Annotated in this window: 24 protein-coding genes; 7 read left to right on the top strand and 17 right to left on the bottom strand. The window is 69.7% G+C overall.

The genetic code is table 11. The features are described 5' to 3' along the window. Positions 1-17: 17 nt before the first annotated feature. Genes ACIPV1_RS03275 through ACIPV1_RS03285 form a run of 3 tightly spaced genes read left to right on the top strand, consistent with a single transcriptional unit; the run spans position 18 to position 2,962 of the window. On the top strand, positions 18-1,169 hold the full coding sequence (locus tag ACIPV1_RS03275) for a site-specific integrase (protein WP_260154742.1): 1,152 nt from the start codon (positions 18-20) through the stop codon (positions 1,167-1,169). Beyond that, entirely contained in the window at positions 1,162-1,509 is a 348-nt protein-coding gene (locus tag ACIPV1_RS03280) for a helix-turn-helix transcriptional regulator (protein ID WP_123937922.1), read from the top strand. The genes ACIPV1_RS03275 and ACIPV1_RS03280 overlap by 8 nt, the downstream gene beginning before the upstream one ends. Continuing rightward, positions 1,502-2,962, top strand: a complete 1,461-nt coding sequence (locus ACIPV1_RS03285) for a Fis family transcriptional regulator (RefSeq protein WP_402725759.1) — start codon at positions 1,502-1,504, stop codon at positions 2,960-2,962. The genes ACIPV1_RS03280 and ACIPV1_RS03285 overlap by 8 nt, the downstream gene beginning before the upstream one ends. Positions 2,963-2,970: 8 nt before the next feature. Here the strand turns inward: ACIPV1_RS03285 and ACIPV1_RS03290 are convergent, their stop codons facing one another. Together ACIPV1_RS03290 and ACIPV1_RS03295 are read right to left on the bottom strand one after the other, a co-directional pair. After that, positions 2,971-4,074 (bottom strand): hypothetical protein, encoded by a 1,104-nt coding sequence (locus tag ACIPV1_RS03290; RefSeq protein ID WP_123937916.1) that lies wholly within the window; start codon positions 4,072-4,074, stop codon positions 2,971-2,973. 186 nt (positions 4,075-4,260) lie between these two features. Next, entirely contained in the window at positions 4,261-4,416 is a 156-nt protein-coding gene (locus tag ACIPV1_RS03295) for a hypothetical protein (RefSeq protein WP_159571359.1), read from the bottom strand. A 95-nt stretch (positions 4,417-4,511) separates the two neighbouring features. Between ACIPV1_RS03295 and ACIPV1_RS03300 the strand changes: the two genes are divergently transcribed. Then, on the top strand, positions 4,512-5,411 hold the full coding sequence (locus ACIPV1_RS03300; protein ID WP_123937913.1) for a shikimate dehydrogenase: 900 nt from the start codon (positions 4,512-4,514) through the stop codon (positions 5,409-5,411). A 93-nt stretch (positions 5,412-5,504) separates the two neighbouring features. Here ACIPV1_RS03300 and ACIPV1_RS03305 read toward each other — a convergent pair whose 3' ends face one another. The 4 genes from ACIPV1_RS03305 to ACIPV1_RS03320 form a co-directional block, all read right to left on the bottom strand. Continuing rightward, entirely contained in the window at positions 5,505-5,771 is a 267-nt protein-coding gene (locus tag ACIPV1_RS03305) for a hypothetical protein (RefSeq protein WP_123294405.1), read from the bottom strand. Between the two features lie 119 nt (positions 5,772-5,890). Continuing rightward, a complete protein-coding gene (locus ACIPV1_RS03310) occupies positions 5,891-8,284 on the bottom strand; it encodes an excinuclease ABC subunit UvrA (protein WP_123937910.1) in 2,394 nt (797 codons plus the stop codon). 424 nt (positions 8,285-8,708) lie between these two features. Further along, positions 8,709-9,164 (bottom strand): NUDIX hydrolase, encoded by a 456-nt coding sequence (locus ACIPV1_RS03315; protein WP_123294404.1) that lies wholly within the window; start codon positions 9,162-9,164, stop codon positions 8,709-8,711. A 10-nt stretch (positions 9,165-9,174) separates the two neighbouring features. After that, complete coding sequence (locus ACIPV1_RS03320; protein ID WP_123937907.1) at positions 9,175-9,936, bottom strand: SDR family oxidoreductase; 762 nt, start codon at positions 9,934-9,936, stop codon at positions 9,175-9,177. A 154-nt stretch (positions 9,937-10,090) separates the two neighbouring features. Between ACIPV1_RS03320 and ACIPV1_RS03325 the strand changes: the two genes are divergently transcribed. Beyond that, positions 10,091-10,564 carry an NfeD family protein gene (locus ACIPV1_RS03325; protein ID WP_235035827.1) on the top strand — a complete coding sequence of 158 codons (474 nt, stop codon included), beginning with the start codon at positions 10,091-10,093 and terminating at the stop codon, positions 10,562-10,564. Then, a complete protein-coding gene (locus ACIPV1_RS03330; RefSeq protein WP_123339650.1) occupies positions 10,561-11,787 on the top strand; it encodes an SPFH domain-containing protein in 1,227 nt (408 codons plus the stop codon). The genes ACIPV1_RS03325 and ACIPV1_RS03330 overlap by 4 nt, the downstream gene beginning before the upstream one ends. Positions 11,788-11,860: 73 nt before the next feature. Here the strand turns inward: ACIPV1_RS03330 and ACIPV1_RS03335 are convergent, their stop codons facing one another. The 9 genes from ACIPV1_RS03335 to ACIPV1_RS03375 all read right to left on the bottom strand — a co-directional run bounded on the left by ACIPV1_RS03335 (position 11,861) and on the right by ACIPV1_RS03375 (position 22,213). Continuing rightward, positions 11,861-12,211, bottom strand: coding sequence for an RNA polymerase-binding protein RbpA (locus tag ACIPV1_RS03335; protein ID WP_111084006.1), 351 nt, complete (start codon positions 12,209-12,211; stop codon positions 11,861-11,863). Between the two features lie 145 nt (positions 12,212-12,356). Beyond that, positions 12,357-13,949 (bottom strand): apolipoprotein N-acyltransferase, encoded by a 1,593-nt coding sequence (gene lnt / locus ACIPV1_RS03340; RefSeq protein ID WP_260154740.1) that lies wholly within the window; start codon positions 13,947-13,949, stop codon positions 12,357-12,359. Between the two features lie 11 nt (positions 13,950-13,960). Beyond that, positions 13,961-16,405: an RNA helicase gene (locus ACIPV1_RS03345; RefSeq protein WP_123294401.1), complete on the bottom strand. Its 2,445-nt coding sequence runs from the start codon at positions 16,403-16,405 to the stop codon at positions 13,961-13,963. After that, positions 16,402-17,154 (bottom strand): twin-arginine translocase subunit TatC, encoded by a 753-nt coding sequence (gene tatC / locus ACIPV1_RS03350; protein ID WP_111084003.1) that lies wholly within the window; start codon positions 17,152-17,154, stop codon positions 16,402-16,404. The genes ACIPV1_RS03345 and tatC overlap by 4 nt, the downstream gene beginning before the upstream one ends. Positions 17,155-17,314: 160 nt before the next feature. Beyond that, entirely contained in the window at positions 17,315-18,286 is a 972-nt protein-coding gene (locus ACIPV1_RS03355) for a helix-turn-helix transcriptional regulator (protein WP_402725760.1), read from the bottom strand. Continuing rightward, positions 18,279-19,310, bottom strand: a complete 1,032-nt coding sequence (locus tag ACIPV1_RS03360; RefSeq protein WP_111084001.1) for a YafY family protein — start codon at positions 19,308-19,310, stop codon at positions 18,279-18,281. Before ACIPV1_RS03360 ends, ACIPV1_RS03355 begins: the two co-directional genes overlap by 8 nt. A gap of 71 nt (positions 19,311-19,381) precedes the next feature. Then, positions 19,382-20,308: a hypothetical protein gene (locus tag ACIPV1_RS03365; RefSeq protein WP_123937902.1), complete on the bottom strand. Its 927-nt coding sequence runs from the start codon at positions 20,306-20,308 to the stop codon at positions 19,382-19,384. Between the two features lie 43 nt (positions 20,309-20,351). Next, entirely contained in the window at positions 20,352-21,458 is a 1,107-nt protein-coding gene (locus ACIPV1_RS03370; RefSeq protein ID WP_235035825.1) for a tRNA (adenine-N1)-methyltransferase, read from the bottom strand. Then, entirely contained in the window at positions 21,455-22,213 is a 759-nt protein-coding gene (locus tag ACIPV1_RS03375) for an HAD family phosphatase (RefSeq protein ID WP_260154738.1), read from the bottom strand. The genes ACIPV1_RS03370 and ACIPV1_RS03375 overlap by 4 nt, the downstream gene beginning before the upstream one ends. Before the next feature lie 150 nt (positions 22,214-22,363). Between ACIPV1_RS03375 and ACIPV1_RS03380 the strand changes: the two genes are divergently transcribed. Then, positions 22,364-23,299 (top strand): proteasome assembly chaperone family protein, encoded by a 936-nt coding sequence (locus tag ACIPV1_RS03380; RefSeq protein WP_123312593.1) that lies wholly within the window; start codon positions 22,364-22,366, stop codon positions 23,297-23,299. A 315-nt stretch (positions 23,300-23,614) separates the two neighbouring features. On the opposite strand, the gene mshC is transcribed toward ACIPV1_RS03380, so the two are convergent. Then, positions 23,615-24,859: a cysteine--1-D-myo-inosityl 2-amino-2-deoxy-alpha-D-glucopyranoside ligase gene (gene mshC / locus ACIPV1_RS03385; protein ID WP_123937899.1), complete on the bottom strand. Its 1,245-nt coding sequence runs from the start codon at positions 24,857-24,859 to the stop codon at positions 23,615-23,617. Continuing rightward, positions 24,856-25,686, bottom strand: a complete 831-nt coding sequence (locus ACIPV1_RS03390) for an undecaprenyl-diphosphate phosphatase (protein WP_402725761.1) — start codon at positions 25,684-25,686, stop codon at positions 24,856-24,858. Before ACIPV1_RS03390 ends, mshC begins: the two co-directional genes overlap by 4 nt. Between the last annotated feature and the right edge of the window lie 42 nt (positions 25,687-25,728).

A 25,728-nucleotide genomic window follows, 5' to 3' on the forward strand; every position in this document is an offset into this window, starting at 1 on the left:
TATGTTTCCTGCATTTAGTGCAGGATTCCACGAAGAGAGTTCACATGGCAGGCGCGATACCAGGCGCGGTCCCGAGGCATCTAAAGGATCGCTCCGTTCAGCTGTTCCGGGCCGACGAGCGCGTGTTCGAAGCAATGGTCGACGGGTGGACAAGCCAGATGCTCGCGCGCGGTCTGCAGACCTCGTCGATCGAGCCAAAGCTCAGCCTCATCCGGAGGTTTCAGAACTACACCGGCACCTACCCGTGGTCGTGGGGACCGGCCGACCTCGACGAGTTCCTCGCGGAGCACCGCCTCGGTGAGCACGCGTACGCCTTGTCGACGTTGCGGGCGTACAGCAATGCGATCGCAGCGTTCTGCGGGTACGTCGCGAACATCGCGTACGGCTGGGGGGACTACTGCGAGGCAATGTTCGGCGAGATCCCGGCGCAGATCGTCTTCGAGTGGAACTCCCCACGCCACACCGCTGACGATGCTCGGGATCCACGGCGACGCGCCTTCACTGTCTCGGAGCTGCAAGCCCTGTTCGACCACATCGACGATCAAGTGGACTTCGCTTACCGGAAGCGTCTGAAGCAGTGGCCGGCCCTGATGCGGAATTCGACGGCGTTCAAGGTCGGTTATGCGTTCGGGCTCCGACGTCGCGAGCTCGCGATGCTCGAAATCAGTGATTTTGGGCCCAACCCGCATGTTCCGGATTACGGCCTGTTCGGTGCGTTGACAGTGCGCTGGGGCAAGGGCACGAAGGGGTCCGGGCCGCGCCGACGCACTGTGTTGACGGTCCCCGAATTTGAGTGGGTAGTCCCACTCCTGTCGACCTGGCTCTCCCCCGGCCGCCGCGACCGGTTCAAGACCGCAGACCGGTCCAGCGCCCTCTGGCCAACCGAACGCGGCCGCGTCGCCGTCAGCACAGTCGGTGACGCCTTCGTAGCCCTCCGTCGCGCCGTCGGCTACGACGAAGGCCTGAACCTGCACTGCCTCCGGCACTCCTACGTCACGCACCTGTTAGAGGCTGGCTACGACGCAACGTTCGTCCAAACGCAGGTCGGTCACCGCCATGCCTCAACGACCAGTCTCTACACATCGGTCGGATCGGACTTCAAGCAGAAGATCCTGCAACAGATGATCTCCACCCGGATCGTCCAGCGAGAGGAACACCACGATGAGTGAGCAGCGACGAATCGGCTACCGCTGGAACCTCCGCACCCTAATGGCGCAGCACAACCTCTGGAAGAGCACCGAACTCGTTCCGTTGTTGCGAACCCGCGGCATCGACCTCTCGGAGAGCCAGGTCTACCGTCTCGTCACGGGCACCCCAGAACGGATCCCCGCTCGAACGTTCGCTGCGCTCTGCGACATCCTCGACTGCACCCCGAATGACCTCTTCGAGCCGTTTGTCGAGATGCGAGCAGCCGGCCGTGTAAACGCCCCCGAGCCGGGCGAGGAACCCCCCGCCATGAACGGTAACCCCGTGGCTCATCGGATCCGCCTCGCCGACGACCATGGCTAGGCCGAAGGCGCCCGAGGACGCAGATGCCTACGAGGCCTGCGGCCGCTGCGGCGAACACCGGCCCGTCGCCGCGCGTTGGCCGGACGGGCTCATCTGCCAGAACTGCTACCGGAAGGCGATCCGAACGTCGGGCACCTGCGCTGTCTGTGGGCACGTCGGCATCCTGCCCGGGACAGCCGACGACGGCCCTACCTGCCGCACATGCTCGGGCGTCCGGATCAACGTCGACTGCGTGCTTTGCGGCGCCGAGGACGAGCTCTATTCTCAGGGTCGGTGCTGGTCATGCGCGCTCTCCAACTACGTCGACACTGCCCTTTCCGCGCCGGACGGCGGCGTCCCCGCACAGCTCGAACCCTTGGCTGACGCCCTCAAGCGAATGCAGCGCGCAAACTCCGGGTTGACCTGGATTCGGCAGGACCACGTACAAGCCACGCTTCGGATGATCGCTACGGACGGGACCATCACACACGAGGCGATCGACGAGCTACCAAAATCGAGAACGCGGGACTTCGTCCGCGGTCTCCTGATCGAGCACGGCGTGCTCCCTCGACGCGATCACTACCTCGCAGCCTTCTCCGAGTGGCTGACACAGATCCCAAACCGCGTCGCCGACGACGAGCATCGTCGCCTGGTTGACCGATGGATCCGATGGAGCTTCCTACGGAAGTTTCGCGCCATGGACGAAGTGCCTCGAAATGCATTCCTGCTCGCCAAGCAGTCGATCACGGTGGGCGTCGACTTCCTCAACTGGCTCACCGAGCACCACGTCACGTTCGTCGACACAACGCAGGGCGACGTCGACCGTTGGCTCACCAGCGGACCCTCAACGAGGCAGTTCATCGATCGGCTCATCCCTTGGGCACAGAGCGCTCGGCTGATCAACCGGGACCTGATCGTTCCCCGACACCGCCGTGGAACCGCCCCGCGGATGAGCGCCTCCGACCAGGCCAGCGTCACCGAACGGCTCGTCCACACCGACGAACTCTCACCGCGAGACCGGGCGATCGGAATCCTGGTCCTCGTGTTTGGCCAGCAGCTCCGCAAGAGCCTCGAACTACGATGGAGCGACATCACGGTCAACGAGGACACTGTCTGTGTTCGGCTCGGCTCCATCGACCTCGAACTGCCCCCGCCGCTGGATGCACCCTGGCGGGAGCTCCTCGCAGAACCCGTGAACCTCCGCACCGCGTCACACCCGAGCAGCGACTGGGTCTTTACCGGTCAATCACCAGGACGACCGATTGATCCCGGTCACATTGCCACCCACCTACGCGACGTCTTCAGCGCTCGAGCCGCCCGCCTCGGAGCCCTGCACGAACTCAGCAAACTCGGCCCCGTCCCGATCGTCGCGGAGGCGCTGGGCTACTCCTCCGAGACGATCGAAGCGCACCGCGTCGACTCCGGTTCCACCTACGCGCAATACGTCGGCGCGGTTAGGCGACAGCGCTTGTGAACGATCTGTCAATCAGGACGATTCGATCGTTCCACCTGCAACCAGGGAACAAGCTTTGCGAAGGAAGGAGGAAGATCGTCGCCCGACAAGAGCGCCGGCCAGTCAACAGTCGCAGCAAAAGAGTGAACAGGCACACCGGGTCGGGTTGCCATCGGGTGCAGGTGAATGCCATCGACATCATGCGGGACGGCGGATCCTCCGCGTGAGGTCAGCCATTGCGCTTCCGAAGCAGCGTCGTGCTCGACGAGCATCTTGCGAAACGCCTCAAGTTCGTCCCGTCGGAACGCAAAGTAGTCACGGAGAGCGTCCGCAAGTTTCATGTCTCCGTCATGCAGGACAGCCGTCGCTCGGGAGATGAACTCCAGCACTTCCCAAAGGAAGTGTTGGACGTCCCGCCAACCGGAGCTCACCTCAACGGCAAGCGCAATTGGCACATCCTCGACCGCTGCCCCCGCAATCACCTCCGTAGAGCGATACTCGACAAAATCTTTGCAGTTTTCAACGGGTGCTAGCGGCGTGACCCAGTCAACCCAGCACTCTCCTGCGCTCGCGGGCGGCGGAAACAAGTGATCGAAAAGCATCACAAACTCAGCGTCAGGCACCACGGCTAATCGCAGCGGTGCCTGGTGTTTGTCGTCATTGTGCACCTTGGCGAACTCACTGAGCGTGCCACTACCCGTTACGAATGGCTGAAGCTCTTCTAGATTCTTCAGCTGATCGGGGGTTAGAGCCTTCATATATGGCTGTCCGGCGAGCGAATTCCAGTCCTCCTCGGTTGCCGCGATAGGAAAGTAGGTCGATCGCTCTTGTCTGGCCGTTAGAGGCGGGGATGCTTGCCTCGTCACTGCGTCGAACATGGCAATGTCGAGAACGGATCGTCCTCGGGCGAGGATATCCCGAAAGTCTTCGATAACGTCAAACGGCAGTAGTTCACCTAAGACCCCATACCGATAGACGACTCTATGCACACCGTCGCTTCGAGGAATTGCCCTTACAACCAGGTGCTCGTTTTTTCGGTCCGACTGCGAGCCGAGAAAGTCGAAGGATTCCTGAATGAGCCTTGTGAAGCGAGCTCCCCAGACAGGAAGCGTCGGCGTCGGCGGTGAGGACATCTCACTGAGGGTAGTCAAGTGGTGGCCGCGGCGCGACACCTGTTCGTGTCGACTCCGGCCGTCCTCACACGCGCGGTTACCAGTTGCCTGCGCGCGGCACCAGAGGGCTTCGTGAGCAGAAATGGTCGAGTCCCACGCGCGGACCCGACCTTTCCTGCTCACGAAGCACATCGCCGGGCGACAGCGTCAGTCGACGGGCTTCGTCGGGACGTCGTCGGCGTCGATCTCGAGCGCCGCCGGTTCACCGCCCTGTTCTTCCAGGTTCTCCTGGTCGGTGTCCGGCTGCTCCGGCGTCTCGCTCTGGGTGGTCTCTTCGGCTGGGTCTGGCTGGCTGTAGCTCATGCGCCGGACGGTACGCCGAACGCGCTGACGACGTATCGGGTCTCCGTGCACGGCGCGTTAGTGTCGGACGGCCGGTCGACGCCACAGGAGGAACGATGCCGCACACGCTCGTCGGGCTGATCGGCGCCGGACTGCAGCGGTCGCTGACTCCCCTGATGCACGAAGCAGAGGGCCGGGTGCTCGGACTCGACTACGAGTACCGCCTGCTCGACCTCGACGTGCTGGGCCGAACTGCTGCCGATCTGCCGGAACTGCTCGCCACCGCCGAGGCCGAGGGGTACCGCGCGGTCAACGTCACGCACCCCTGCAAGCAGGCCGTCGTCCCGTTGCTCGACGCGCTCGACCCGCGGGCTGTCCGGATCGGTGCGGTCAACCTCGTGCTGTTCCGCGACGGCCGCCGCATCGGGTACAACACCGACGAGACCGGCTTCCGGATCGCCGTGGAGCGCGGTCTCGGATCGGTCGCCGGGCAGCACGTCGTGCAGTTCGGTGCCGGTGGTGCCGGCTCGGCGATCGCCCACGCGCTCGTCGGACTCGGTGTCCGGCGGCTCGACGTCGTCGATGCGGACGTCGGCCGCGCGGAGGCCCTCGTCGCGACGCTCGAGCCACCGCCCGACTCCCCCGTCGACGCCCGCGTCCTGGCGATGACCGATGCCGACGAGGTGCTCGCGACGGCGGACGGAGCCGTCAACGCGACACCGCTCGGCATGAACGACGACCCGCGGCAGGCCTTCGACCCCGCGCTGCTCCCCCGAGGCGCCTGGGTCTCCGACGCCGTCTACTTCCCGCTCGAGACGCCGCTCGTCCGGGCGGCACGTGCGGCCGGATGCCGGGTGGTCGACGGTGGCTGGATGGCCGTCGGGCAAGCGGTCGCGAGCCTCCGACACATCACCGGGCTCGAGCCGGACCTCGACCGTGTGCGCGCCGCCTTCACCGGGTTCCTCGCCGAAGGGCGAACCGCCGGTGACCGGACCGGGCGCGAAGCCATCGGGTGAGCAGAAGAGGTCGAGTCCGGATGACGGACTCGACCTCTTCTGCTCACGATGCACGCCCGCGGACGCACCGAGTGCGCCCGCGAACGGGCTCCATCACGACTGGGTGAGGATGACCGCCGTCAGGATGTAGCCGACGATGCCGATGACGATCGCGACGGCCGACAGGATGATGCCGGCGAGGACGGTGCCGCGGCTGCCCCCACGCTTGCGCGCCAGGATGCCGAGCACGAGCCCGATGATGCCGGCGATGATGCCGATCAGGGCGATGAAGATGCCGCCGACGACGCCGACGATGCCGAGCACCAGGGAGACGACACCGAAGGTGTTGGACTGAGCGGGCGCGTTGCCGGGGTTGGACATGGGAGCTCCTTCGATCAGGACGCCGATCCAGGCCGGGTAGCCGATCGTGAGCGTCGATCAAACGCTATCCGAATCGCACCGGCAACGTTCAGGTTCCGTGCACGAACCTGTCCCCTGCTTCAGGCGCCGACGTAGGTCGCCAGGTGCTGGCCGGTCAGTGTCGAGCGGGCTGCGACGAGGTCGGCGGGCGTGCCCTCGAACACGATCCGGCCGCCGTCGTGCCCCGCGCCGGGCCCGAGGTCGATGATCCAGTCGGCGTGCGCCATCACGGCCTGGTGGTGCTCGATCACCACGACGGTCTTGCCCGAGTCCACCAAGCGGTCGAGCAGCCCGAGCAGCTGGGCGACGTCCGCCAGGTGCAGTCCGGTGGTCGGTTCGTCGAGCACGACGATGCCGCCACGCTCGCCGAGGTGGGTCGCCAGCTTGAGCCGCTGCCGTTCTCCGCCCGACAGCGTCGTGAGCGGCTGCCCGATGGTCAGGTACCCGAGTCCGACGTCGGCCAGGCGCGCCAGGATCGTGTGCGCAGCAGGCAGCGCGGCAGGACCATCGGCGAAGAACGCCACGGCCTCAGCGACGGACATGCCCAGGACCTGGCTGATGTCCTTGCCGCCGAGCTGGTAGCCGAGCACCGACTGGTCGAACCGTTTGCCGTCGCACTCCACGCACGGGGTGGCGATGCCCGCCATCATCCCGAGGTCGGTGTACACGACACCGGCGCCGTTGCACGCGGGGCACGCACCCTCGGAGTTCGCGCTGAACAGCGCGGGCTTCACGCCGTTGGCCTTCGCGAACGCCTTGCGGATGGGTTCGAGCAGCCCGGTGTAGGTCGCCGGGTTGCTGCGTCGGGAGCCGCGGATCCCGCTCTGGTCGATGGCCACGACACCCTCGCGATGCGCGAGCGAACCGGGGATCAGCGTGCTCTTGCCGGATCCGGCGACCCCCGTCACAACGGTGAGCACCCCGGTGGGGACGTCCACGTCGACGTCGTGCAGGTTGTGCGCCGACGCACCGCGGATCGCGATCGCCCCGTCGGACCGGCGGACGGCGGTCTTCACCGAGACGCGGTCGTCGAGGTGCTGACCGGTGATGGTCCCGCTCCCCCGCAGCCCCTGCACCGGGCCCTGGTAGCAGAGCGTCCCGCCGCCGGAGCCGGCGCCCGGGCCGAGGTCGACGACGTGGTCGGCGATCGCGATGACCTCGGGCTTGTGCTCGACCACGAGCACGGTGTTCCCCTTGTCACGCAGCCGCAGCAGCAGGCCGTTCATCCGCTCGATGTCGTGCGGGTGCAACCCGGTGCTCGGCTCGTCGAAGACGTACGTGACGTCGCTGAGGGATGACCCGAGGTGCTTCACCATCTTGACCCGCTGCCCCTCTCCCCCGGACAGTGTGCCGGTCGGGCGGTCGAGCGAGAGGTAGCCGAGACCGATCTCGACGAACGACTCGAGCAGGTCGCGGAGGCCGTCGAGCAGCGGCGCGACGCCGGGGTCGTCGATGGCCCGCAGCCACGGCACGACGTCGGTGATCTGCATCGAGCAGACATCGGCGATGCTCTTCCCGCTGATCTTCGACGAGCGGGCGACGTCGTTCAGCCGGGTACCACCGCACGCCGGGCACGTCGTGAAGGTCACCGCACGGTCGACGAAGGCGCGGATGTGCGGCTGCATCGCCTCGCGGTCCTTCTGCAGCATCGAACGCCGCACTCGGGGGACGAGCCCCTCGTACGTCATGTTGATGCCGGCGATCTTCTGCTTCGTGGGCTCGCGGTAGAGGAAGTCGGCGCGTTCCTGCTCGGTGAAGTCGCGGATCGGGGTGTCCTTGTCGAAGTACCCGGACTCCGCGTACATCCGGACGTTCCACCCGTCGGTGCCGTAGCCGGGGATCGTGATCGCCCCGTCGCCGAGCGCCTTCGAGTCGTCGAACAGCTGCGTCAGGTCGATGTCGTTGACCAGCCCGCGCCCCTCGCAGTCGGCGCACATGCCACCGAGCCGGGTGAACGAGACCTTCTCGGCCTTGGCGTCCTTGCCCTTCTGCACCGTGATCGCTCCCCCGGCGGTGACCGTCGCCAGGTTGAACGAGAACGCGTTCGGACCACCCACGTGCGGGTCGCCCAGACGGCTGAAGAGCACGCGCAGCATCGCGTTCGCATCGGTGGCGGTGCCGACGGTCGACCGCGGGTCGGCGCCGATGCGCTCCTGGTCGACGACGATCGCGGTGGTCAGGCCGTCGAGCAGGTCGACGTCGGGTCGTGCGAGCGACGGCATGAAGCCCTGCACGAAGGCGCTGTACGTCTCGTTGATCATCCGCTGCGACTCGGCGGCGACGGTGCCGAACACGAGCGAGCTCTTGCCGGACCCGGACACACCGGTGAACACCGTGAGTCGACGCTTCGGCAGGTCGACGTCGATCCCCTGCAGGTTGTTGGCGCGGGCACCGCGCACGCGGATCCGATCGTGGCCGTCAGCGGCGTGCACGCTCCGGCTCGGAACGCCGTCGTCGCCGGAACTGGTATGCATGTCGATCAGCGTACCGACGGGTACCGACACCGACAAGACAACCCGGCACCGTGCGGTGGACGCACCCCACCACCGGACGGGAGGCACGGGTCACGCCCGCACCGCGCCTCCCGTCAGCACCGTGCGCACCTTCTCACCCCGTGCGCGGTTCCACGCACCGTGCAGCGCCACAAGCGCGCACCACACCACCAACCCCGCACCGGCCAACGGACCAGGCACCGTGCGGTGGACTCGACCCACCACCGGACGGGAGGCACGGGTCACGCCCGCACCGTGCCTCCCGTCAGCACCGTGCGCTCTTTCTCACCCCGTGCGCGTTTCCGCGCACCGTGCAGCGCCACAAGCGCGCGCCACGCCACCAACCCCGCACCGACCGACGGACCCGGCACCGTGCAGACGACGGCCGGGTCAGACGACGGCCGAGTCAGGCGGCAGCGAACCGACGCACCAGCTCCGGCAGCTCCGCCGGTTCGAACGGTTCATCGGTGGCGTCGAGCTCGTCGGCGGTCCACCAGCGCGACGCGAGGATGTCGACCCGCTCGTCGTCCGTCCACTCGGCGTCCGACAACTCGAAACCCGGGGTGCGCACGACGTAGAACTCGCTGTGGCCGCGGTCGTGGTCGGCGAGGTCCCACTCGACGGTGAAGTCCCATGACCACACGGACTCGCCCGGATCGTCGATGACGATGCCGGTCTCCTCGCGAAGCTCGCGGATCGCCGCGTCGCGGTGGTCCTCGCCGGGGTCGACCCCGCCACCCGGCGTGATCCACCTGTGCGCGCCGTCCGACGACGGCGAGTTCGTGTCCATCAGGAACACGCGACCCTCGGGGTCGAGCAGGATGATGCGGGAGGTTCGGCGCAGGCCGGGCTTGGCAGTCACCCGCCCGACGCTAGCCGACGAAGCCGCTGACGTCGCCGACGAGCTTGGTGTGGTCGGCGGGGATCGGCTCGATCGCGGCGAGGGCGATCTCGGCCGCGAACTCCGACACGCTGTAGAGCTTGCCGACCTCCTGCCGACGCCCCTCGATCGCGCCGGGGTTCAGGCGGTTCAGCAGGGTGGCGGTGATCGTGCCCTCGATCATGTCGCCGGAGACGACGACGAACTCGATGCCCGCGGCCTCGAGCTGCGGGACGAGCTCGCGCAGGGCGAGTTCGCCGGCGCGCTTGCTCTTGGCGACGGGGACGTACTCGTCCATCGTCTCGGCGGTCTCGACGAAGTGGGCCTGGTGGCTCGTGACGAAGACGACGCGCGACCCGGCGGGCATGTGCGGCACGGCGGTCTGGAGCATGTCGACCTGCGCGTCGCGGTTCAGGCGGAGCGCGTAGTCCTCGCCGAGGCCGGACTCCATGCCGCCCGAGGCGTTCAGGACGAGCAGGTCGATGCCGCCCCACTCCTGCACGACGGTGTCGACGAGCGCCTGCACCGACTCGTGCTCGGTGAGGTCGGCGCCGATCGCCAGGGCGGAGCCACCGGCTGCGACGACCTTCTCGGCGATCTGCTCGGCGCGCTTGGCCTTGTTGCGGTAGTTCACGACGACCTTGGCGCCGGCCTCGGCCAGGTACCCGACGGTGTCGGCGCCGATGCCGCGCGACGAGCCGGTGACGACGGCGCGCGTGTCGGTGAGGGATCCGGGGGCGAGGGGGTTGCTCACAGTCGTGTTCTCCAGGTCGTGTTCCGGCCGGTCGGCCGCACCGAGCCTACCAATCGCCTGCACGGCCGACCGACCCTCCTGATATGTTGAACGGAGTTGTACCGGCCGTCGCGACGCTGCGAGCCACGGCGCGCGACCGAGGGAGGGAGATCGCGTGAACGGAATCGATTGGATCCAGACCATCGTCTGGATCGGACTCGTGTTGCTGCTGGGAGTGGTCGAGATCTTCACCCTCGACTTCATCTTCATCATGCTCGCGGCCGGAGCCGCCGGTGGGTTGATCGCTGCCCTGCTCGGCGCCCCGTGGTGGCTGTCCGCCATCATCTCCGCCGTGCTCGCGCTCGTGCTGCTGTCGCTCGTGCGACCGCGCCTGCTGCTCATGCTCGGCCGAGGCGCCGACCCGCACCGCACGAACATCGAGGGGCTCATCGGGCTCCCCGGCACCGTCGCCGTCGCGTTCACATCATCTGCTCCCGGTCAGGTCCGCCTGGCCAACGGCGAGACCTGGAGCGCACGGTTCGCCGTGGGCGCCATCGACCGCACACCGCCACTCGGCACCCCCGTGGTCGTCGAGTCGATCGAGGGGTCGACCGCGGTCGTGCGCCTCGCAGAAAGGGCCACCTCGTGACCATCACACCCGGGACGATCGCACTGCTCGTCCTGATCCTCGTCGTCGTCATCTTCGTGATCGTCGTCCTGGCCAAGGCGATCCGCATCGTCCCGCAGGCCACCGCGGGCATCGTGGAACGCCTCGGCAAGTACCACAAGACGCTCTCGCCGGGCCTGAACCTGCTCGTGCCGTTCATCGACCGCCTGCGGCCCCTGCTCGACATGCGTGAGCAGGTCGTGTCGTTCCCGCCGCAGCCGGTGATCACCGAGGACAACCTCGTGGTCTCCATCGACACCGTCGTGTACTTCCAGGTCACCGACGCCCGCGCGGCGACCTACGAGATCGCGAACTACCTCGGCGCCGTCGAGCAGCTCACCACCACCACGCTCCGCAACGTCGTCGGTGGCCTCAACCTCGAAGAGGCCCTGACCAGCCGCGACAACATCAACGGTCAGCTCCGCGTCGTGCTCGACGAAGCGACCGGCAAGTGGGGCATCCGCGTCGGCCGTGTCGAGCTCAAGGCGATCGAGCCGCCCGTGTCCATCCAGGACGCCATGGAGCAGCAGCTGCGTGCCGAGCGGAGCCGTCGTGCCGCGATCCTGCAGGCCGAGGGCACCAAGCAGTCGCAGATCCTCGAGGCCGAGGGGCAGCGGCAGGCCGCCATCCTCGCGGCCGAGGGTGACGCCAAGGCCCAGGTGCTCCGCGCCGAGGGTGAAGCCTCCGCCATCGCCACGGTCTTCGAGGCCATCCACACCGGTGACCCCGACGACAAGCTGCTCTCGTACCAGTACCTGCAGATGCTCCCGAAGATCGCCGAGGGCACCGCGAACAAGCTCTGGATGATCCCGAGCGAGTTCACCGAGGCGCTGTCCGGCATCGCGAAGGGCTTCTCCGGCGGACGGAGCGGCAGCGGCCCGGTCGCCGGCGCCGGTTCGGGCGGGGACTTCCTCTCCCGCATCTCCAAGCTCGCGAACGAGAGCCTGGCGAACACCGCCGCTGCCGGGTCCGCCGGCACGACCATGCCGCGTGCGGACGCGACCGCCGCGGACATCGTCCCCGAGTCCGACCTCGACGCACGACTGGCCGAGTCGAACCGGAGCGTCGACGCGCACCTCGCAGCCGCCGACGACGCGACCGCCGAGAAGGTCGACGACGCGCCGGCTCCGCAGGCCGACGCCGCGCAGCACCCGAACGACGAAGCGTCGGGGCACCGCACCAGCGACGGCTCCGGCCGACGCTGACCCGCACCACCACGAACGACGATGCCCGCCCCGGGGAACCGGGGCGGGCATCGTCGTTCGTCAGGTGGTGGTGTCAGGCACCGCGTCGTGCACGGAGGACCTGCAGGCGCTCTTCGAGGAGCTCCTCGAGTTCCTCGCGCGAGCGACGCTCGAGCAGCATGTCCCAGTGGGTACGGGGCGCCTTGACGTCCTCTGCTGCGACCTCGACGGGGATGCCGTCGTCACCGAGCAGGCGGCCTTCGCGGCCGGAGCGTGGCTCCGACCAGGTCTGGGGCACGTCTGCGTCAGCGGAGAAGACGATGTCGAAGGTCTCCCCCGAATCCGTCTGGTAGACCGCGCGCTTGCGGTCCGAGAGCTCGACGCCCTCTTCGCTCTGGAGACTCTGACTCCCGAGCCGCATGCCGCGGAGACTCCGATCAGCCATGTGTGTGCTCCTCTCGCTCGTCTGCCCTCCACAACACTGTCCCACGCCCCGTCGTTCCCGACTGGGCGCATTCACAGTCCGTTCCCAGTGCGTGGCCCCGATGCACAGGATCACAGCCTCGGACGGACAGGGACGCGGCGGCGGATCAGGAGCGCTTGCGGCGTCCCCACGGTGCACAGGCGAGCAGCACGAGGAGCCCGCCGAGCGACAGGAACAACGCGATCGACCCCGAAGCAAGCGACGCCGGGGTCGTCGAGGTGCCGAGCGGCACGTCGGTCACCATCGAGGTCGCGGTGTACTCGGGGACCCGGTCGATGGTGCGTCCGGACGGGTCGATGACCTGCGAGGCGCCGACGGTCGAGATGTTGACGAGGGACCGACCGGTCTCGATCGCCCGCATCCGTGCGATCTCGAGCTGCTGCAGGTTCTCGTCGGTGCCGGAGAAGTCCGCGTTGTTCGTCTGCGCGAGGATCACCTGCGCTCCCCCGCGCACCATGTCGCGGGTCAGCCCGTCGTCGACGATGTCGAAGCAGATCGCGATGCCCGCCTCGATCCCCGCCACCGGCAGGACGTTCGGCTTCGTCCCCGGCGTGTAGTCGCGCTGCAGCAGGCCGATCAGGGACGGCGCGAGCTTCGAGAAGAACCACCGGTCCGGCACGTACTCGCCGAAGGGCACCGGGCGCTTCTTGTCGTAGGACGACTGCCAGCCGTCGGCGGTCCACACGAACGACGTGTTGTGCAGCACCCCGGACGGCGTCTGCGTGATCGCTCCGGCGACCAGCGGCGCACCGACCGAGTCGACGACGGCGTCGAGCGACGATGCGATCACGGGCTGCTGGCGCGGGTCGAACTCGGCGGAGGCCTCGGGCCACACGACGAGGTCGACGCCCTTCGCATCGACGTCGGTCGCCGCGACCTGCGCCGCCAGGACCTCGCCCGGCGCAGCACGGTCGAAGTACCCGGCCGGCCCGTTGCCCTGCACCGACTCGATCCGGATGGTGCCGGAGGTCGCGGTCGGCCAGGCCGGCACCGCCAGCACGGCGGCGACGAGCAGCCCGGCGGTCGCGACACGGACCGGCAGCCGCAGGGTCGCGCCCGGCACCCGCGGGGTCACGAGGGCGAGCGACACGACCACCGCGACGCAGTAGACGACCACGAACGTCACCCCGAGGACGCCGACGTACGCCGCGAGGTGGGTGAACGGCCCCTGCGACTGCGACAGGCCGACGCGCCCCCAGGCGAAACCGCCGTACGGCCAGCTCCCCGAGAACCACTCGCGTCCGGTCCACAGTGCGGCGACCACGGCCGGGAGGCCCCACACGCGTCCGGCGGTCGAGGGCACCACGCGCGCCACCCAGCGGTACGCGAGGGCGATCGCGACGCTGCCGAGCGCGAAGAACGCCGCCTCCAACAACGCCAGTGCGAACCACGGGACGGGCCCCAGGTAGCGCCCGGCCCACGAGATGGCCGGGATCCAGAACGCGGCACCGGCCAGGTAGCCGAGCCACGCGGCCCTACGGGCGCGTTGCCCCATCGCCGCGAGGAGCATGCAGGCCAGCGCCGGGAAGGCCAGGAACCACCAACCGGGCGACGGGAACGCGAGCGCGAAGAGCAGCCCGCCGATGACGGCCAGGGCCAGCGCGCTGCCCAGCGGGAGCGCCGCGAACGGGCCGTCCGCGACCGCACCGCGGCCCACTCGCGCGGGCACCCCGCGCACACCGGTCTCCGGAACCCGCACCGTGTCTCCTGTCAGACCGCGGCGTAGGCGACGATGCCGCGGCGCACCGCGTCGGTCGCACGTCGGGCGGTCTGGGCGAGGTCGTCGTCACCGGCGTTCCGGATCTGGTCGAGCAGGTCGATGACCTGCTTCGACCAGCGGACGAAGTCGCCGGCGGGCAGGTCGAGGGTGCGCAGGACGTCGTCGAGGGCCGAGCCGGAGGCCCAGCGGAACATGCCGACCGCCATCGCCGGGGTGGGCGGCACCGACCCGGCCAGACGGGCGTCGCGCTCGATGTCGTCGAGGCGCGACCAGATCGTCAGGGTCTCGTCGAGCGCCGGACGGAACGCGCCGCGCGGCAGTGCGTGCTCGGTGCCGGGGGCGTCGTCGCGGCGGGGCTGGTAGATGATCGTGGCGGCCATCGCGGCGAGCTGCGCCGGGGTGAGGTCCTTCCAGACGCCCGCCTCGAGGCACTCGGCGACGAGCAGGTCGCGGTCACCGTAGATGCGCTGCAGGCGGCGACCACCAGCGGCCACGGTGGCCTCGCCGTTGCCGGCGTCGACGAGGTAGCCGAGCTGCAGGAGCACGTCGGTGACCCGGTCGAACGTGGTCGCCACGGCACCGGTGCGGGACCGGATCTGCTGGAGCAGCTTGTCGTTGACGCGCTTGAGCTTCCACCAACGCTCCGCCCATCGAGCGTGCGCCTCGCGGTCGGGGCAGGCGTGGCACGGGTGCCGCTGCATCTGGCGACGGACCGCCGTGATCGCGGCCTGCCGTTCCTGCCGTGCGCCGTGCGAGGCCTCGCGCCCACCGGGCACGTTCGTGCGCTCGAGGTCGGAGAGCTCGCGGCGGAGCGTCGAGTACTCGGTGAAGTCGCCGAGGTGGCACTGCATGGCCTCGCGGTAGCCCTCGAGGGACTCTTGCTGCGAGCGGACCTTGCGGGCCAGGTCGACCACGGACCGGTCGGCCTGGAACTGCGCGAACGAGGTCTCGAGGACCTCGCGCGTGCGCTGCCGCCCGAACTGGTCGATCAGGTTGACGGCCATGTTGTAGGTCGGCTTGAACGACGAGTTCAGCGGGTAGGTGCGCCGGCTGGCGAGCGAGGCGACGGCCTGGGGGTCGAGGCCGTCGGTCCACTGGATGACCGAGTGCCCCTCGACGTCGATGCCACGGCGCCCGGCACGCCCGGTGAGCTGGGTGTACTCCCCCGGGGTGATCGGGACACGGGCCTCGCCGTTGAACTTCTCGAGCTTCTCGAGCACCACCGTGCGTGCGGGCATGTTCACACCGAGCGCGAGGGTCTCGGTGGCGAACACCACCTTGAGCAGCTTGCGCTGGAAGAGGTTCTCGACCACCTCCTTGAACGCGGGGAGCATGCCGGCGTGGTGCGCGGCGACACCGCGCTCCAAGCCCTCGAGGAACTCCCAGTAGCCCAGGACGGCGAGGTCCTCGTCCGGCAGGGTGCGGCAGTGGTACTCCGCGGTCTCGCGGATCTCGTTGCGCTCCGGGACCGTGGTGAGCGACAGGCCGGAGCGCAGGACGTTGCGGACGCCCTGGTCGCACCCGGCGCGGCTGAACACGAAGAAGATCGCGGGCAGCAGCATCCGCTCGTCGAGCATGTGCGCGATGCGTTCGCGGTGCAGTTTCTCGGTACGCGGCCCACGGCGGTCGTGGTATCCCCCACGCCCTCGTCCGCCACGGTGGCCGCCGCCGTGCCGTTCGCTGCGCGAGGCACCGCCGACCATGCGGAGCAGTTCCGGGTTGACGCGGTTCGTCGCCGCCGCACCGCTGGAGTCGAACAGGTCGACCATCTTCGAACCGACCAGGACGTGCTGCTCGAGCGGGACCGGGCGGTCTTCCGACACGATGACGTCGGTGTCGCCGCGGACCGTCTGCAGCCAGTCGCCGAACTCCTCGGCGTTGGAGACCGTGGCGCTGAGCGAGACCAGCCGGACCTCGGTCGGCAGGTGCAGGATCACTTCTTCCCACACCGCACCGCGGAACCGGTCGGCCAGGTAGTGGACCTCGTCGAGGACGACCCAGGCCAGGTCGTCGAGCAGGTCGGAGTCGGCGTAGATCATGTTCCGCAGGACCTCGGTCGTCATCACGACGACCCGCGCCCGCGGGTTCACGTTCGTGTCACCGGTGAGCAGGCCCACCTCGGACTCGCCGTAGACCTCGACCAGCTCGGCGTACTTCTGGTTGCTCAGGGCCTTCATCGGCGTCGTGTAGAACACCTTCGCCGTCGGCTGCCGCATCGCCAGCCAGATCGCGAACTCGGCGACGATCGTCTTGCCCGCACCGGTCGGCGCGGCCACGAGGACGCTGCGGCCCTGGTCGAGCGCGTCGCACGCGGCGAACTGGAACGGGTCGAGGTCGAAGCGCAGGTCGGCGCGGAACAGCTCCAGGTTGCGGGAGCGGTTCCGGACCTTGGCGGCGGCGAAGCGCTCGGCCGCGCTGAGGTCCGCGCCCGTCACAGGCCGTACTCTTCGTCGAGCTTGGCCTGCTTCTTCGCCACCCTGCGGTCGTGGAACCAGGCCACGACGCACGCGGCGATGTAGAGCACCACCATCGGGACGGCCAGCAGGAACATCGAGATGACGTCGGCGCTCGGCGTGACGATCGCGCAGAAGACCAGGATGCACAGGATCGCGATGCGCCAGGACTTGATGATCGCCGCCGCCGACAGGACGCCGACGAAGTTCAGCAGCACGATGAAGACCGGCAGCACGAACGCGATGCCGACCGCGACGATGAGCTTGATGACGAAGTCGTAGTACGCCTTCGCGTCGACGATCGAGGTGTCCTGGCTCGACACGAAGCTGCCGAGGATGCCCACCACGTGGGGCAGGATGTACCACCCGAAGTAGCACCCGGCGAAGAACAGCGGGATCGCGGTGCCGAGGAAGCCCCACACGTACTGCTTCTCGCGCCGGACCAGGGCGGGCACGATGAACGCCCAGATCTGGTAGAGCCACACCGGGCTGGCGATGACGATGCCGATCGTGATCGCGATCTGCAGCTTGAGGTCGAACGCGCCCGTGATCATCGGGAAGTTCAGCTCGGCCGTGTGTCCGCCGACCTTGGCGAGCTCGGCCACCGGTGCCCGGAGCGAGTCCAGCACGAACGGGGTCAGGAACCATCCACCGACCGCGGCGATGACCACGGCGATCACTGCGCGGAACAGGCGGTTGCGCAGCTCGATGAGGTGCTGCCCGAGCGACATGCGGCCTTCGGCGTCGTTGTCACGGCGCCCTTGCCGCCTCGCTCGCCCGCGCGCGGTCGTCGAAGCCATGGGTCGATCCTACGGGGTGGGGACCGACAGTTCGGCGCGCTCCGTGCGAACGCACATGCAGGAGCGGTCCGTCGGCGACGGGGCTGCGACGTCAGCCGGCGGCGAGGGCGGCGGCGGCGAAGTCCCGCACCGCGTCCCGCGCGGCAGGCGGGTCGAGCACCACGGCACGGCCGGGCAGCCCCGCGACGAGCCGGACCACGCCGTCGAAGCCGTTCGACGCCGCGAGCCGGATCCGCACGCGTGCCTCGGCGTCAGGGGCGTCCGCGGTGTCGGCGAGGAAGTCGGCCACGAGCGGCAGCGACGACGAGTCGAGTTCGACGGTGACGATGACGTCCTCTGCCGACTGCTGGAACAGCGTGTCCGGGATCACCACCTGGTCGGCCGACTTCTCCACCGCACGGTCGTCGACGCATGCACCGGACATCCGGTCGAGGCGGAAGGTCCGGAGCGCCTGCCGGTCGAGGTCCCAGGCGCGGAGGTACCAGTCCGTGTCGATCGACTCGACGCGCAGCGGGTCGACCCGACGGGTGCCGCCCTGGGTGCGCGGACCGGCGTACTCGAAGGACAACCCGCGGCCGCCGGCCATCGCACGACGGATCGTGGCGAGGGCGACGTCGTGCAGGTCCTGCCCGACGGCCACCGTCGAGGCGGCACCGCCGGCACCGCGCGACAGCTTCGCCATGAGTGCTCGGATGGCGTCGCGGTCAGCGGCCTCGGGCAGCGCGGAGAGGTACTGCAGCCCGGCGATGAGCGCAGAAGCTTCTCGCGCGGACAGTCGGGGCGAGTCGTCGATGGCGACGAGGTTCGTCAGGACGATCATCTCGTTCTGGTCGAAGTCGTCCCAGGCGATGTCGAACAGGTCGCCGTGCTGGTACTGCATCGTCTCGCCGGGGACCCCCGACACCGCGATGAGCTCCACGGCGCGGCGGATGCGGGCCTCGGGGACGCCGAAGTGGCGCGCGGCCTCGGCCACCGAGACGCGCTCGCGGTCGATCAGGTACGGCACCAGGGCGAGCAGGAAGGCGAGCTTGTCCTGCGCCTGCAGGGGTTGGGCGTCAGCCACGGGCGGACTCCTCTCCGTCGCTGTGGTCGCGCACGAGCGCACGGAGCCGCTCGACGACGCGCAGCCGCAGGTCCTCCGGCTCGAGCACCCGGACCTCGGGTCCGAACGCCGCGAGTTCCTCGGCCAGGATCTGCGGGTCGACGTGGTGCAGCACGAGTGCGCCGTCGGCGTCGGTCTCGGTGTCACGACGGCGGGCGAGCCGCCGCTCGGCGTCGGAGCCGGGGGTCACCGCGATGCGCGCCGTGCGGGCGGACCAGATCCGTTCGAGCTCGGCGAGCGTGCGCTCCCCCGCGCCCACCGGGGCGGTGTGCTGCCCGACGTCGTACTGCGTGACCGGTCCGACGATGCGTGAGAGCAGGTAGTTCTTGTCCGAGTCCGTGGCGAACTCGTGTGCGGCGAGCATCCAGCGGCCGCCGTGCTGCACGAGGGCGAGCGGGGCGACCTCGCGACGACGGGCCTCGTGCTGGCCCGGGGTGATGTAGTCGAACCGGACGGCGGCACCGCGGTCGAGGGCGGAGCGGAGCGGCTCGAACGCCGCGTCGCGGGCCCGGAGTCGCGGGGCGTACGCGTCGACGCCGAGCTGGAGTGCGCCGTCGTCGTCCTCGGAGCCCGCGGACCGCACCTTCAGCAGCCCGCGACGTGAGTCAGCGGACAGGGCGCCTTCGCGCCAGGCCATGGCGGCCAGCGACAGCAGGGCGGACTCGTCCGGGGTGAAGCGGACGTCGACGGGCAGGTCGTACTCGCCCTTCGGGATCCGGTAGCGCAGCGTCTGGTTGTTGCCGGCGGCACCCGGTGTCTCGATGGTCTCGAGCGGGATGCCGAGCTCGCGGACGTCGTCCTTGTCACGCTCGAACTGCCGCTCGAGCGAGGCGTTGTCCCCACCCGGCGTGAACCGCTGGCGGTAGCCCTGCACGTTGGTCAGGATCTCCGCCTTGGTCAGCCCGGACTCCGTCGAGAGCAGCGCGAGCACGAGGCTGAACAGCCGCTCCTCTGCGGGCACACGGGGCACACGGGTCGCTGGCACGAGGCGATCCTACGGCAGCGCGGGTGCACCGGAGTGCACCCGCGCCGCGGTCGGTGGACGGTGTGGGAGCGTCAGCTCGACATCGCTCCGAGCACGTCGATGACGTACGCGTAGGCGGTGCCCTGCTGGTTCACGACGGCCAGGACCTGGTCGCCGACGTGGTGCCCGACGATGGCGTTGCGAACGCCCTCGTCGACCTGCCCCTTGGTGAGCGGCACGGTCTGCGCACCCGAGCCGTCGGTCCAGCTGGAGCCGGCCACGGACGGGTCAGCGCCCCACGTCACGGCGGTGTACTTGATGACAGCGGTGTCCTTGGCGGTGAGCACGCGACCGGACCCCTTGCGGAGCAGGTGCGTCTCGTTCGACTTCGGCGCGTTCCACGACGGGATCGTGATGCCGGGGGCACCGGACGGTGCGAGCACGACGGCGGGCATCTTGTCGCCGGCGAGCTGCGGAGTGCCGGTCGCGCGGGCGTCGAAGGCCCGCTTGACGTCGATGACGGCGATGACGGCGTCCTCGGTCTTCGTCGACGAGCCGCTGTCGGTGGTCGCGCTGGTGTCCGAGCTGCTCAGGGCGCTCTTCGGCAGCGCGACGGCCAGGCGGTCGCCGACCTGCGCGCACTCGAGCGACTCGCCGAGGGCGCCGTAGTTGCTCGCCCCGGCGGTGATCGGGGCCGTCTGCCCGGAGTACCCGCTGGTCTGGGCGACCTCGCCGGTGGCACCGTCGACGAGCGTGTACTCGATCAGGACCGGGGTGCCGTCGTCGATGGTGCGGCCGTCGCCCTGCTTCAGGACGGAGACCTGCGTGCCCTTCGTGGTGAGTCCGCTCGGGATCGACACCTTCGGCTCCTTGCCGAACGCGCCGGTGGCGGTCACCGCTTCGGAGGCCGCACCGGGTGCGGCGCAGCTCGAGGGGGTGGTGCCGGCGCCGTTCGAGGCGCACGCCGTGAGCGACGCCACGAGACCGATGGTGACCAGGAGTGCGGGGATGGTGCGCACGGACCCTCTTTCCGTTCGATGCAGGACGGGCACGACCGTCAGCCTACCGTTCGCCGTCGGTCGGCTCGGACGCGTCGCTGACGGGTTCGGACCCCTCGGCGGCGGCGGCGGCGGACCCGGCCTCGGCAGCGGCGACCTTGCGGGCCTGCGCCGCCGACTGCCGTGCGACCTTGCGGAGCTTCTTGTCGCTCGTCGCGCGCTCGCCCACGGCGCCGGGGGTCCAGGCCTCGATGTCCTCGTCGGAGAACTCGACCTTGCCCGCGCGGCGCTTCAGGTTCGGCAGGACGGTGCCGTCGGCGAGACGACGGGCCGTGATGAGGAACCCGGTGTGCCCGACCATGCGGTGGTCCGGTCGGACGGCGAGCCCCTCGACGTGCCAGGTGCGCACCAGGGTCTCGCTCGGCATCGGGTCGGTGAAGCGGCCGGTGTCGCGCAGGGCCTCGGCCGTGCGGGACAGCTGGGTGACGGTCGCGACGTAGCAGACGATGAGCCCGCCGGGCACGAGGGCGTCGGCTGCGGCGTCGACGCACTCCCACGGCGCGAGCATGTCGAGGACCACGCGGTCGACACTCTGCTCGTCGACGGCGCCGGGCAGCTCCTCGACCAGGTCGCCGACGGTCACCGACCAGTTGTCCGGGACGGCGCCGAGGAACGTGCCGACGTTGCCCTGTGCGATCGCGGCGAACTCCTCGCGACGCTCGAAGGACTGCAGCTGCCCCGTCGGACCGATCGCCCGCAGCAGGAACAGGGAGAGGGCACCGGAACCGACGCCGGCCTCGACCACCCGGGCACCCGGGAAGACGTCCGCGAACGCCACGATCTGGGCGGCGTCCTTCGGGTAGACGATGGCGGCACCACGCGGCATCGACATCACGTAGTCGTTGAGCAGCGGACGGAGCGCCAGGTACTCGTCGCCCGTGCTGGCCCGGATCACCGAGCCGTCGGGCTGGCCGATGACGTCGTCGTGCCGGAGCACTCCGCGGTGCGTGTGGTACTCGCCGGCGGTCTCGAGGGACAGCGTCGTGAGCTTGCCCTTCGGGCCGGTGAGCTGCACGCGGTCGCCGGCCCGGAACGGGCCACGCGGCGGCGTGTGGGGTGCGCCACCGGCGGTGTGCGGCAGGGCCGCTGTCGGGTCGTCGGTGTGGCTCATCGGGTGACTCCCTCGGTGTCCGCAGCGTGCGCCGGGTCAGGAGCCGGGCCTCCCGTCACGGCAGCGCGCGCGGCCAGCGCCGGCCCCGTCAACTCGACCAGGCGGTCGACGTCGACACCCGACAGGGTGGTCAGGTGCACGTCACCGCCGGCGATCTCGGACAGCGGGACGATGTGCTCCACGGCGACCGTGACGGCGCCGGAGGCGACGGCCGAGGCGACGCCGGTGGCGGAGTCCTCGATCGCGACGCACGCGGTCGGCTCGACCCCGAGCTGGGCGGCGGCGGAGAGGTAGGCGTCCGGGTACGGCTTCGGACGGTCGACGTCGTCACCGGCCACGACGACGCGGAACCCGCGCTCGCCCAGTGCCTCGGCCGCGACGAGTGCCATCTTGCGACGGGACATCGTCACCAGCGCGGTGGGGATGCCGCGGGCGTGGAGCTCCTCGACGAGTTCGCGGGCACCCGGGCGCCACGGCAGCTCACCCGCGCGCAGGTGCTCCATCACGTAGTCGGTCATCCACTGGATGATCTCCTCGACCTCCATGTCGACGCCCCTGGCGCGCAGGAGCTCGCCGGAGCGCTCGAGGCCGGAGCCGACCAGGGACAGGCCGTCCTCGTGGGTCCACTCGGCGCCGTAGCGGTTCGTCAGGTCGACCTGGGAGCGCTGCCAGATCGGCTCGGTGTCGATGATCGTGCCGTCCATGTCCCACAGCACGGCTGCGGGCGGGACGAGGGCAGGAGGATGCGCGGTCACGGGCGACGAGTCTACCGGGGCCGTTCCGCTGGGCGCGGACGCGCATGCCCGCGGGCGTCGCCGGGGCCTACAGTGGATGCCTGCATCGTGTCCGGCCGGGTGCCTCGTCGTGCCCGCCCCGCTCCGCTCCACCACCAGGAGGTCCGCTCCGTGCCACAGCACTCCCCCTTCAGCGACGGCCGGTTGCTCGTCGTCGCCTTCGAGGGCTGGAACGACGCCGGCGAAGCCGCGAGCGGACTCGCCCGCCGCATCGTCGAGTCCCTCGGGCTCGACGAGCTGCGCGAGCTCGACGGGGAGCGGTACGTCGACTACCAGTTCAACCGTCCGACCATGGGGTCCGACGAGACCGGCGCCCGTGGGGTGCAGTGGCCCCGCATCGTGCTGCACGGCCCCGGGGCCGAGGGCCGTCCGGTCATCGGCGCCACCGGCTCCCCGACCGACCGCGACGTGTTCGTCCTCGTCGGTCCGGAGCCCTCGCGCACCTGGCGCGGCTTCTGCGCCGAGATCATCGACCTCGCCGACGTGTACTCGATCGACGCCGTCGTCTTCGTCGGCGCGATGCTGGCCGACGTGCCGCACACCCGACCGATCTCGGTCTTCGTCTCGAGCGAGAACGCCGGCGTCCGCACCGCGTTCGACGTCGACAAGTCCTCGTACGAGGGTCCGACCGGCATCCTCGGCGTCCTGGCCGACGCGATGGACAAGGCCGGGCTGACCACGCTGTCGCTCTGGGCCTCGGTCCCGCACTACGTGCACAACTCGCCGTCCCCCAAGGCCACCCTCTCGCTGCTCGACAAGATCGAGGAGCTCACCGACGTCACCGTGCCCCGTGGCACCCTGCTCGACGACGCCACCGAGTGGGAGGACGGCATCGACGCCCTCGCCGCCGACGACGAGGACATGGCCTCGTACATCGGGCAGCTCGAGCAGGCCCGCGACACCGTCGACTCCCCCGAGGCCTCGGGCGACGCGATCGCGCAGGAGTTCGAGCAGTACCTGCGGCGCCGCGAGCACAAGGACGGCAAGGACGGCGGCACCGCTGGTGGCGAGGGGCCCTGGCGGCCCCCGCAGCCGCCCCAGCAGTAGCCGACACCCCGCTCGGTTCCGCCGAGAGGTCGCGGACTGTCGGCTGCCGCCAGCCTCGGCGACAGTTCGTGACCTGTCGCCGGCACGCACGTGACGCGTTGCGACCGCACGGCGGACGGGAGGCACGGGGGGGGTCCGCCACGGGCCTCCAGTCCGGGGGCGCGAACGGTCACGGCACCCCGCTCACCTCCGCAGGGTGGTCGCGAATTGTCGGTTGCCGCTCGCTCAGGCGACAGTTCCTGACCGAACGGCGACCGGCACACGACGTGTCGTCACCTGTCGACGCAGGCCGACAACGACGCCGCCGGCCCGAGCTCAGGCCAGACGGATGCCGAGCAGCGCGTCGATCAGGTCGGCGAGCTCAGGCGTGCACGCCGTGCCCCCGGCGATCGCAGTGTCGACCGCGGCGACCGCACCCGGCGTGTCGAGGTCGTCGGAGACCCGCGCCCGGATCCGGGACGCCACGTCGGCCGCGTCGTCGGCGTGCCCTGCAGACGCACCCGATGCCCAGGCGTCCCAGGTCGCGAGGCGCGTCGTGGCACTCGTGAGCTCGGCGTCGAACCACTCCCAGTCGTCGGAGTACTTGTGCGACAGCAGCGCGAGCCGGATCGCGCGGGGGTCCGCGCCGTCGTCGAGCAGCCCCCGCACGGTGACGAGGTTGCCGAGCGACTTCGAGATCTTCGTGCCCTGGTAGGCGATCATCCCGGTGTGCACGAACGCGTGTGCCAGGGGCTGGTGCGCCAGGGCCGCTGCGTGTCCCGCGCTCATCTCGTGGTGCGGGAAGACGAGGTCACTGCCACCACCCTGCACGCTGATCGGGAGGCCGAGGCGGTCGCCGGCGATGACGCTGCACTCGATGTGCCAGCCGGGCCGGCCGGGGCCGATCTCGGAGTCCCAGCTCGGCTCACCGTCGCGGGCCGCACGCCAGAGCAGCGGGTCGAGCGGGTCACGCTTGCCGGGGCGCTCCGGGTCGCCGCCGCGCTCAGCAGCGAGCGTGAGCATGGTCTCGCGGTCCAGGCCGCTCTCGTCGCCGAGCGACCACGCGTCGGTGGGGTGGTTGACGTCGAAGTACAGGTCGTCGCCCTCTGCGTCCGGCGTGGGGACCTCGTAGGCGGAGCCGGTCTCCTGCAGGAACGCGACGGCCTCGGCGACGCGGTCGACCTCGTCGGTGACGGCCACGAAGTCGTCGGGCGGCAGGATCCGCAGCGACTCCATGTCGCGACGGAACAGGTCGATCTGCGACGCGGCGAGCTCGCGCCAGTCGACGCCGTCGCGGGTGGCGCGCTCGAGCAGCGGGTCGTCGACGTCGGTGACGTTCTGCGCGTACTCGACGTCGAGGCCGGCGTCGCGCCACGCGCGGCCGAGCGTGTCGAACGCCAGGTAGGTCGCCGCGTGCCCGAGGTGGGTGGCGTCGTACGGGGTGATCCCGCAGACGTACAGCGCAGCGCGCTCCTCGCCCTGCGTCGGGTCGACCGGCTTGCCGGTGGCGGTGTCGTGCACGACGGGCCGCGGCGCTGCGCCGGGGACGTCGGGGACGGCCGGGGCCTGCCAGGCCCTCACGGCTGGATCACTCCGAGCGACAACAACACGATGAGAACGATACCGAGTGCGATGCGGTACACGACGAACGGCATGAAGCTGCGCTTGCTGATGTAGTTCATGAACGCCGCGATCACCACGAACCCGACGACGAACGCCACCACCGTCGCGATGAGCGTGTCGGCGAGTCCGAACGGCGCTCCGTGGTCACCGAGGCTCGTCGCGGCCTCGTACAGACCGGACAGGAACACCGCGGGGACGGCCAGCAGGAACGCGAACCGCGCCGCGGCCGGCCGCGTGTAACCGAGCGCGAGCCCCATCGACACGGTCGCGCCGGAGCGGGAGACCCCGGGGACGAGTGCGAGCACCTGGGCGAGCCCGATCAGGATGCCGCCACCGAAGGTCATGTGTTCGATCCGACGCTCCTTGCGGCCGACGACGTCGAGCACCCCGAGCACGATGCCGAAGACGATGAGCACGATCGCGACGATCCAGAGCGAGCGGAACGTGGTCTCGATGGAGTCCTTCAGCAGGAGCCCCGCGATGCCGATCGGGATGGTGCCGAGGATCACGAGCCACCCGAGGCGCACGTCGGGGTCACCCTTCGGGACATCGCGCCGGAACACGGAGCGGAACCACCGCCCGACGATCCGGGTGATGTCCTTCCAGAAGTAGATGAGCACCGCGGTCTCGGTGCCGAGCTGCGTCACCGCGGTGAAGGCCGCGCCCGGGTCCTTCGCGTCGGGCAGGAACAGCCCGACGATGCGCAGGTGCGCGCTGGAGGACACCGGCAGGAACTCGGTGAGCCCCTGGACGAAGCCGAGGAAGATCGCCTCGAGGATGTGCACGCACGGGCCTTTCGGGGGAGGTCGGTCAGGACACCGCCACGC

The organism is Curtobacterium sp. NPDC089991 (assembly GCF_044748425.1).
In the GTDB taxonomy this organism is placed as follows: domain Bacteria; phylum Actinomycetota; class Actinomycetes; order Actinomycetales; family Microbacteriaceae; genus Curtobacterium.